Origin of the sequence: Gracilibacillus ureilyticus (assembly GCF_900111195.1) — a bacterium.
GTDB classification, from domain to species: domain Bacteria; phylum Bacillota; class Bacilli; order Bacillales; family Amphibacillaceae; genus Gracilibacillus; species Gracilibacillus ureilyticus.
Genome location: NZ_FOGL01000007.1, coordinates 153,426 through 161,975 on the forward strand (window position 1 = coordinate 153,426; position 8,550 = coordinate 161,975).

General features: G+C 37.0%; 7 protein-coding genes and 1 pseudogene. 5 read left to right on the top strand and 3 right to left on the bottom strand.

The window, feature by feature from the left end; all coding sequences use genetic code 11:
• Nucleotides 1–350: 350 nt before the first annotated feature.
• A complete protein-coding gene (locus tag BMW36_RS09020) occupies nucleotides 351–800 on the bottom strand; it encodes a DUF305 domain-containing protein (protein WP_089740542.1) in 450 nt (149 codons plus the stop codon).
• 263 nt (nucleotides 801–1,063) lie between these two features.
• On the opposite strand from BMW36_RS09020, the gene BMW36_RS09025 reads away from it, so the two are divergent.
• Nucleotides 1,064–2,335 (top strand): MFS transporter, encoded by a 1,272-nt coding sequence (locus BMW36_RS09025; protein ID WP_089740543.1) that lies wholly within the window; start codon nucleotides 1,064–1,066, stop codon nucleotides 2,333–2,335.
• A gap of 109 nt (nucleotides 2,336–2,444) precedes the next feature.
• Here BMW36_RS09025 and BMW36_RS09030 read toward each other — a convergent pair whose 3' ends face one another.
• Nucleotides 2,445–3,029 carry a CGNR zinc finger domain-containing protein gene (locus BMW36_RS09030; protein WP_089740544.1) on the bottom strand — a complete coding sequence of 195 codons (585 nt, stop codon included), beginning with the start codon at nucleotides 3,027–3,029 and terminating at the stop codon, nucleotides 2,445–2,447.
• 126 nt (nucleotides 3,030–3,155) lie between these two features.
• Between BMW36_RS09030 and BMW36_RS09035 the strand changes: the two genes are divergently transcribed.
• The 4 genes from BMW36_RS09035 (at nucleotide 3,156) to BMW36_RS09050 (ending at nucleotide 8,204) form a co-directional block, all read left to right on the top strand.
• Nucleotides 3,156–4,385, top strand: coding sequence for an MFS transporter (locus BMW36_RS09035; protein ID WP_089740545.1), 1,230 nt, complete (start codon nucleotides 3,156–3,158; stop codon nucleotides 4,383–4,385).
• Between the two features lie 210 nt (nucleotides 4,386–4,595).
• Nucleotides 4,596–5,351 (top strand): sugar phosphate isomerase/epimerase family protein, encoded by a 756-nt coding sequence (locus tag BMW36_RS09040; RefSeq protein WP_089740546.1) that lies wholly within the window; start codon nucleotides 4,596–4,598, stop codon nucleotides 5,349–5,351.
• A gap of 207 nt (nucleotides 5,352–5,558) precedes the next feature.
• Nucleotides 5,559–7,082, top strand: a complete 1,524-nt coding sequence (locus BMW36_RS09045) for a spore germination protein (RefSeq protein WP_089740547.1) — start codon at nucleotides 5,559–5,561, stop codon at nucleotides 7,080–7,082.
• 27 nt (nucleotides 7,083–7,109) lie between these two features.
• A complete protein-coding gene (locus BMW36_RS09050) occupies nucleotides 7,110–8,204 on the top strand; it encodes a Ger(x)C family spore germination protein (protein WP_089740548.1) in 1,095 nt (364 codons plus the stop codon).
• Between the two features lie 164 nt (nucleotides 8,205–8,368).
• Here the strand turns inward: BMW36_RS09050 and BMW36_RS20565 are convergent.
• Nucleotides 8,369–8,550: pseudogene (locus BMW36_RS20565) on the bottom strand (IS110 family RNA-guided transposase); the annotation flags it as partial.

Genomic DNA, 8,550 nt, shown 5'->3' on the forward strand with positions numbered 1-8,550 from the left:
ATCTGAAAGCCATCGCGTCCGGAAAAACGAGAGCGAAGTAGTTCAAAAGGGTGCGCTTAAAAGAATTGTTAATCAAGAGTAATTATGCTAATCAGTATGGTAAACGTGAAATGGGAACCTTTAAGCCTAATTAGGATTTTACAAGAATGATTTCTTTGAGAGGGTAAAAATTAAAGTTAGAAAGGAAATTGGGTTTACGTTTATGGCAGTAAACTAGAGGAAGTATACCATCAAGTACAAAACAGTTTTGATAATTGAAATAACAAAAAATGGTTCCAAGCGAATTTAATTGCCCAGAACCATCTTTTATACTATTTTAGCGATTTTTCCCAGCACCTCAATCAATGATATTAATCATCTTCAAGGTCTTCTATCAATGTTTTCATTTCGTCAATTTCTTTCCGTTGTGCCTTAATAATTTCATCTGCAAGTTCCCGCACTCGTGGATCGGTAATTTCTGCGCGTTCACTAGTTAGAATCGCAATGGAATGATGGGGGATCATTGCTTCCATGTAGTCCGAGTCATCAACTAGTGTTTGACTGCGCAACAGGAACAATGAAAGGGAAAAGACGATTACACTACTTACGAGAATCCCTATATTAAGCTTACGGTTTTTTAACATATTACGCATAAAAATCAACATAATTACAGTCATTGTGGAACCCATCAAGATTGCCATATACACTCTTGTTTCACTAAAAAATACATGGTTTAACTGAAAAGTACTCAGATACTTGAAGATAAACATTAGGACGGTAGAAGTGAGAACCATGCCTGCAAACTTTAGATATGGCTTCATGAAATAACCTCCTTATAAAGTGAATCAATGTGGTATTACAGGTGGCTAGTTCCTGAGCTGTAATAAGCCTCTTACTGAAAATTTATTCCCGATATATTTTGAAATAAACTTTTTAAGTGGTGGATCTCTTTCAAGCTGTAAAAGGAAGTAAGTAATATTTACTAAGAGGCAGGGCATAAATGGAAAAACTGATTGTTTTATAGCAAGAAAAATCATATAATTGTGTATAGTTTTTTGCGTTTTTTAGATTGGAGGGACAAATAATGGTATCCAGACAGAATGTGAAAACCTTACAAAGTTATGTGCTTTCATCGGAAGAACAAAGGAAGTTATACAAACGTACCTTAGCTGTTGTAAGTATCTCACAAATTTTTGGAGGTGCAGGATTAGCGGCGGGGGTCACTGTTGGTGCGCTTCTTGCGCATCAGATGCTTGGTACGGAAACATTTGCAGGACTTCCTTCTGCTCTTATTACTTCTGGATCAGCAGGGGCGGCTTTACTTGTTGGGAGACTTTCACAGCGATATGGACGTTGTGCAGGTTTGTCAACGGGATTTTTAGCTGGTGGACTTGGGGCTATAGGAGTCATCATTGCAGCAATCATCAACAGTGTATTATTGTTATTCCTTTCGCTTGTTATTTACGGCGCAGGTACCGCAACAAACTTACAAGCGCGGTATGCAGGAACTGATTTAGCGAATAGTAAACAGCGAGCTACAGCAATTAGTATGACAATGGTATTTACAACATTCGGAGCAGTTGCGGGACCAAACCTGGTAAATGTGATGGGGAATTTTGCTCTTTCAATCGGTGTCCCGCCACTTGCTGGCCCATTTATCTTAGCGGCTGCTGCCTATATTTCAGCAGGTATCGTCCTTTTCGTAATGCTCCGTCCCGATCCGTTCGTTATAGCTGGGATGATTGCAGCAGCTAGTAAGGGGAATGAAGATAAAGAAGATTCAGTACCATCGGAAAATATGTTAAACAAAAGAGGAGTAGCTGTCGGTGCCACAATTATGGTATTAACTCAAATTGTAATGGTAGCTTTAATGACAATGACACCTGTCCATATGAGCCAGCATCATCATAGCTTAAGTGCGGTTGGTCTTGTGATAGGTTTTCATATTGGTGCCATGTACCTCCCCTCATTATTTACTGGTTTCCTCGTTGATAAGATGGGGCGTACTGTGATGACGATTGCCTCTGGAGCTACACTGCTTCTATCTGGTTTAATAGGAACTATTGCACCAGGAGAATCTACTTTTCTTCTGATAGTCTCACTTACTTTACTGGGATTAGGATGGAATTTTGGTCTCATAAGCGGTACTGCTCTAATCGTAGACTCAACCGATATATCCACAAGGGCTAAGACTCAAGGTACAGTGGATGTTTTGATTGCATTGTCAGGAGCTGCTGGCGGCGCTTTATCGGGGATAATTGTAGCAGGATCAAGCTATCCGTTATTATCCTTTATCGGTGGGGTTCTATCACTATTATTAATTCCTGTGGTGGTTTGGTCTAAGGGTGGAAAATAGAAGAAGGTAAAATGATCAATAAGTAAGCGAGGGGTCCGGTCACCCTCACTTACTATGAGGAGAAGCTTATAATCCATCATTGCTAAGTATTCACCGTCCTTTAGTTAATTTACTCTCTTACATTTTTACGTTTCAGATGACGGGTAACTTTCTTCCGATTTCCACATATTTTCATTGAACACCATTTTCGCCTCCCTCTCGTATCCATAAACAATAGAACACAATCTGGATTTGCACATCGATGCATGTTAGATAATTTATCTTCGGCAAAAAGCTTCATAGCATCGTAGGCTATTAATGAAGCCAGCACATCTTCTGGTTTACCAATTGGCCTTGTAATTAAAGTCTTCTCTTCTAATAGGTAAGTAAATGGAGCTTTTTTAATAAAGGATTCTAGATCTTTCATCCATTCCTCTTTAACGTTTTTTCCATCTGCGAAATCTTCAAAAACCTTCCTTAATGACAAACGAAGGCATTTAATTAAGGACAAAGCATCGATAGCCCACTCTTCCACATCACTTGAAAATTGTTTTGGAGATAAAATTCCTTTCTTATCCAGTGTATTAATCCAATTAATTAAATCTTCGGCGGAATCAAGTAAATCAATACGCGTCCCATTTCGTACTACTTCTGTATTTACGAGATCTAATGATAGATGACCAGAGATGAGTGGAAACTTCGTATTTTTCTTCATTTAGAACTACTCCCTTAAATTTTCTGATTAACCTATTATAACACGCTTGACAGGTTAATGAAAAAAGTTTATATTATTAACCATTAAAACATTAATTTAATGGTTAATTAATGAGGGGGAATTAACATGCAACAACCATTTTTAGGCAACCGTGTAGTTTTAGTAGCATTTATTACACTGATGGGGGCTTTTGGTCTAAATTTATCAGCTGGACAGTTTTTTGAACCATTACATTTGGCTTTTGATTGGGAGTTGACGACTCTAAGTTTGGCGGTGTCTCTAAATATGATTACATGGGGAGTATTTCAACCGGTAATGGGGAGGTTAATTGATCAATTTGGTCCCAAGCTTGTTATTTCTTGTAGTGCAGTGTTGATGGGAATAGCATTCTTACTATCTGCAACGATTACACAATTATGGCAATTTTTTGTTTATTATGGAGTGTTGACAGCTATCGGTTTTGCTGGGTGCGGATCAATGGCTAATTCAGTATTAGTATCACGCTGGTATACGAAAAAAAGAGCAAAAATGCTTTCAAGAAGTTCTATGGGAATGAATATTGGTCAACTTGTTTTATTACCCTTGGCTGGTTTCTTAATTGCAAATACAGGTTTTCGAGCTGCATTTGCTGTGCTGGGATTAATTATTCTTATAGTAGTCGTACCTTTAGTAATATTTTTGATAAAAAATAACCCGCAGGATGCAGGTCAGTTTCCTGATGGAGAAAATACAATGGCTATATCTGCAACAAAAAGTGCGTTGTTATCCGAGGCATTAATTAGCAGTCATTTCTGGATTGCAAGCTTAGGTTTTGTATCATGTGGTTTCACTTTATACCTTGTAACAATGCATCTTCCGAAGTTTGCTATAGATTTGGGAGGTTCTACTTCTCTTGGAGGCCAGTTGCTGGGCATCGCAGCTTTAGCGAGTGTCATCTCAATGTGGCTTACAGGACAATTAAGCAACAGATTTGGGAAGAAAAATATATTAATAGCCCTGTACGTTATTCGATTAGTTGCATTTATTTGGTTAGCGGTTGCACCAGGTATTTGGCAATTGTATGTATTTGCAGTTATTTACGGTTTAGCTTCGATGCCAATAATACCACTAGTCACTGGCATTATTGGTGACCGATTTGGTAAAAATGCGATGGGAAGTATCCTTGGTTTCAGTTGGTTATTACATCAGGTTTTCGCAGCCTTAGGAGTGTTCCTGGGTGGATATCTTCGTTCTGTTTCGGGGGATTATAATATCGCATTTTGGATGGGTGCATTAATGTTGGCGCTGGGGACAGTTATTACACTTTTTATGGAAAAAGAAGCAGATCTGCAAACTAAAGCAGTCACCGCACAATAAAAGTTGGTCACCTGTAAAGGGAAATTTATCTTTCTCAAAGCTCTAAATCTACCACACCTCACTGTTGAAAAATTTACTTTTGTTGTTAATCTCCCCACGTAGTGAAATGGACAAAAAACTATTAACTTTCATTATCTTTGTAATTGGATAATAATGATGAGACACTTAGATAGTCAATATCAAGAGAACAGTTTGAAAGGATGGCGTAAATTGAAAATCGGATTGTGCTCGGTTACTTTTCGGGATAAAACTGTAAAAGAAGTTATTGAACTAGCAGTAAAGGCAGAGCTGGACAGTATTGAATGGGGTGGGGATGTTCATGTGCCACCTGGTAATGAGGAGACAGCAAGAAAAGTTGGAGAGTTAACTCGGTCTCATGGAATACAAGTGGCTAGCTATGGTTCTTACTACCGAGTTGGAGAAGATACTAACTTTCGTGAAATTTTGCAGACTGCGAAAGCATTGGGTGCCCCTGCGGTAAGAGTTTGGCCAGGTGCAAAAGGGAGTACCCATGCAGATTCCCTGTACAGAAGTAAAGTGATTCAGGAGACTTGGCTGATTGCTGATTTGGCTCAGGAAGAAGGTATAACTGTTCATTTCGAATTTCATGAAAATACTTTAACAGATACAAATGAAAGTGCGCAGAATTTGCTATCAGAAGTGAACCACCCAAATATCTATACATATTGGCAGCCACCCAATGGTGTCTCAATGGTAGAGAGGCAGGCAAGTATTGATGCAGTTAATCAGTGGATTTCGAATATTCACCTGTTTTTCTGGGAGTCATATAACAAGAGGTATTCACTTATTGAAGGGGAAAGGGAATGGTTATCCTATCTTCAAAAAATAAAAAATTTAGATCAGTTTAAACAGCGGCATGTATTAATGGAATTTGTTAAGGATGACGATGAAGATCAATTTTTAAAAGATGCGAGAGTATTACACAACTGGAGAAGAATGCTGTAAGAAGTGGTTCCAAGAACATTTTAAATACATATATAAACTAGAACCTTAGAAGAGGCCCTTTTTGTATCATTATAGATCAAAATGGGCTTTCTTTATGTTAAAAATTGTCCAGAAAGTTCAACAATGTGACTTTCAAATAATAATTCCAGAAATATTGGCAAATACTAGCTTTACCATATGAATATATGTAAAGGGTTGGGTGAAGTAATGGTCAGAAGGAAGAGAGTAAGCCAACGGTCTGAAGGAAGGTTGGAAACAGAAGAAAAAACGATTAGTGAAGTTTTTGAAAAGGCAAATAAATCAAGTGATTTTACAACAATTACACCATTGGAAACTGATCCTTCATTAGTTATAAGCTTTTATCAAACATTAATTGAACCAAAAATAATTCAAAACTCAGTTTTACCTTTTCTGAAGGAAGATGTCTCTAAAATAAGAGACCTTGCTGAATTAAAGAACATTATACCCGTTGAGGGCATTCATATGATAAAAGATCCTGGTGAGATTGAAAGAAAACTCCACGATGGTTCAGCTGTTATATATTATTCAAATAATCAGGAAAAATTCGCAATTGTGGATATTGGAAATTCCAGATTGGGACAGCGTGAGACTAATGAAACAGAGAATGAGTTTAGTGTTATTGGGCCAAAAGTTGGTTTTATAGAGGATATAAATACAAATCTCCATTTATTAAGGGATCATCTAAATACCTCTGATTTGATTTTTGAGGAGAGTTTAGTTGGTTCCAGAACTAAGACGAAGGTTGTACTTGCTTACTTAGATGGAGTCACCAATCCTGAATATGTAAATACGGTTAATCAGAGAATTAAAGAGCTGGACATTGATGCAACTTTTGATAATACTCAAATTGAGCAGTTAATTGCAGACAAAAGCACCACCCCTTTTCCATTATTTATTTCGACAGAGCGGGTGGATAGAACAGTAGGGGCACTTGTTCAGGGGAATATTGTGTTGCTTAGTGATAAATCATCTTATGCGGTCATTGGCCCGGCATCATTAATGGACTTCTTTTCAAATCCGGAGGACTTTTACCTTCCTTCCATTATCGCATCATTCTTTAAATTAATTCGGATATTCGGAATGTTATTTTCTATCTTTGCTACATCCTTTTATGTTGCTATATTAACCTTTCATTATGAAGTAGTACCTAAGGATTTATTAGGTCCTATTATTTTTTCAAGAGCGAACGTACCTTTTCCACCTGTAATAGAGGTATTATTTTTGGAAATAACCATTGATTTATTAAGAGAAGCTGGAGCAAGATTACCAACAAAAATTGGACAAACCCTCGGGATTGTAGGTGGAATCGTTATTGGGCAGGCAACAGTGGAAGCAGCACTTACAAGTAACATTCTGCTTATTGTAGTAGCGCTGGCAGCCTTATCATCATTTACTACACCAATCTATAAAATGTCCAATGCGGTACGTTTATTACGTTATCCTTTTATCCTGCTTGCAAGTGTCTGGGGTGGATTAGGAATTTATGCAGGATTAACTATATTAATTGCTCACTTAGCCCGTCTGAAATCACTAGGGGTTCCATTTCTGCTTCCAATCTATCCTTTCAGAAAAGGTGGTATAGCTAGTGCATTTATAAGACCTAATTATATGAAGAGTAATAATCGTCCTTGGTATTTAAGAGTTTTAAGTGTGAAAAAATATTCACCAGTATCAAATAAAGATACAGACAAAGGGCTTAATTCTGAATAATTTCTACCGTAAAGGCTGGATGTGAAAATGAAAAAATGGCGAAAACACATCATAATTTTCTTACTGCTAACTTGTATTACTGGTCTAATTGGCTGCACTAGAACGCGAATCATTGACAAAATTAGTATCGTACATGTATTTGGTTTTGATCTTGCTGATAATGGTGATTTAGTTGGTACAGCACTATTTCCGGAATACACAAAAAGTAAAGATAGTGATGAAATACAGTATTTATCTGTTAAAGCCCCAACGGGTATTTTATTAGTACGTAATATGTCTGAATATACAAGCACTCCTGTGGAAATTTCAAAAATCAGAGTTCTTTTATTTGGTAAAAACTATGCAGAAGAAGGCATTCAGGATATGGTAGACCGGTTTATCATCAATCCGCAGGTAGGGACAAACATTCAAATTGCAATCTCAACCGAATCTGCTAAAGAAACGCTGAACATTTTTAAAGAAGAGAAATCACTTACCTTAGCGGATCGATTACGTCATAATATGGAACGCCATACTTTACCTAATATGAATCTCCATGTTTTCTTAAATCATTTTTATGGGGAAGGGATGGATGCTTATGTTCCGATGGTTACAACTGAAGATAAAAACCGGCGAGTCAAGATCGATGGATTGGGCATTTTTAAAAATAATAAGTTAAAGCTTCATTTGAATCCTGAGCAAACAATTATATTTTCATTGATTAATGATGAAAAAACAGAGGCAGATTATCAAATAGAGGTGGATGAAAGTGATCGAAGTGAAAATTTAGTTATTCGCACCTATCAAAGTAAGAGTAAATGGGATTGGGATAAAGAGGGGCAAAAGCTTAAGCTGAATTTACAACTGGAAGCAACTTTAACTCACTATCCGGATCGATTTAATTCCGAAAAACCGGAAGACATCAGGAAATTGAAAAAACTAATTACTGAAAAGCTTGAGAAAGATATTGACAAATTACTGGCTCTTTTAAAAGAAAACGAAGTGGACCCTATTGGATTAGGCAATATCGTCAGATCACAGGATAGGTCATGGAAGAAAGACTCTTTTTATGAACTCTATCCTGCATTGCCAATCCAGGCGGATATTAATTTGGAAATTATACATTCTGGCCTTCAAAGCTAGTTATTAGCACAGTGGTAAATAGTCAAGAACAAAATCATAAAGAATTGGAAATTATTCTAACCCCTTAACCTCTTAACCCTAAAAAAGAATACACTAAAGAAACCTCACGACATTTGTAAAAAAATGGATGTGAGAATATCCAATAATGAAAGGTGAGTCTTACTTTAAAACTCTCTCCTTTCAGGTGCAATATATAATTGATTGGTCTTTAGTAGCGAAAAAACCAATCGTACTAATTTTCTTGCGGTTAAGACGAGGGCTCTCTTATGTTGATGCTTGGTTACTTCTTGATATTTCTTTTGGTAAAACGATTTATAGTCACTGTCGCTTCTACGAATGGAATCGG